Genomic DNA, 1,176 nt, shown 5'->3' with positions numbered 1-1,176 from the left:
TTACTCGGTGATTTTGGACACGACGCCGGCGCCGACGGTGCGGCCGCCTTCGCGGATGGCGAAACGCAGGCCGTTTTCCATCGCGATCGGCGCGATCAGTTCAACGTCGAACTTCAGGTTGTCGCCCGGCATCACCATCTCGGTGCCTTCCGGCAGGGTCACGGTGCCGGTCACGTCGGTGGTGCGGAAGTAGAACTGCGGACGGTAGTTCGCGAAGAACGGGGTGTGGCGGCCGCCTTCTTCCTTGGTGAGGATATAGGCCTCAGCTTCGAACTTGGTGTGCGGGGTCACGGAGCCCGGCTTACACAGAACCTGGCCGCGCTCAACGCCGTCACGGTCGACACCGCGCAGCAGCGCGCCGATGTTGTCGCCGGCTTCACCGCGGTCCAGCAGCTTGCGGAACATTTCCACACCGGTGCAGGTGGTGGTGGTGGTGTCGCGGATGCCGACGATTTCGATCGCGTCGCCAACGTTGATCACGCCGCGCTCGACACGGCCGGTCACAACGGTGCCGCGGCCGGAGATCGAGAACACGTCTTCGATCGGCATCAGGAACGGCTGGTCAACCGCGCGCTCCGGGGTGTCGATGTAGTCATCAACAGCCGCCATCAGCTCTTTGATTTTCTCTTCGCCGATTTCCGGCTTGTTGCCTTCCATCGCCGCCAGAGCGGAACCTGCAACGATCGGGATATCGTCGCCCGGGTAGTCGTAGGAGGACAGCAGCTCGCGGATTTCCATTTCCACCAGCTCCAGCAGCTCTTCGTCGTCGACCTGGTCAACTTTGTTCATGAACACGACCATCTTCGGGATGCCAACCTGGCGGCCCAGCAGGATGTGCTCGCGGGTCTGCGGCATCGGGCCGTCAGCTGCGTTCACAACCAGGATCGCGCCGTCCATCTGGGCCGCGCCGGTGATCATGTTCTTCACGTAGTCGGCGTGGCCGGGGCAGTCGACGTGTGCGTAGTGGCGGTTCTCGGTCTCATACTCGACGTGCGCGGTCGAGATGGTGATGCCGCGGGCTTTTTCTTCCGGGGCGCCGTCGATCTGGTCGTAGGCTTTGAAGTCACCGAAGTATTTGGTGATAGCCGCGGTCAGAGTGGTCTTGCCGTGGTCAACGTGGCCGATGGTGCCGATGTTGACGTGCGGTTTATTGCGTTCAAACTTTTCCTTAGCCAT

The 1,176-nt window shown here is 62.0% G+C and carries 1 protein-coding gene; it reads right to left on the bottom strand.

Annotation, left to right across the window (positions count from 1 at the left end; translation table 11 throughout):
• The gene (gene tuf, locus RA26_RS21875; RefSeq protein ID WP_039187571.1) at positions 1-1,176 is read right to left on the bottom strand and encodes an elongation factor Tu; all 1,176 of its coding nucleotides are present in this window, start codon (positions 1,174-1,176) and stop codon (positions 1-3) included.

The sequence above is a fragment of the Leisingera sp. ANG-M7 genome, from assembly GCF_000813965.1.
Lineage (GTDB): Bacteria > Pseudomonadota > Alphaproteobacteria > Rhodobacterales > Rhodobacteraceae > Leisingera.
This window is presented reverse-complemented; position numbering and strand designations above follow the sequence as displayed.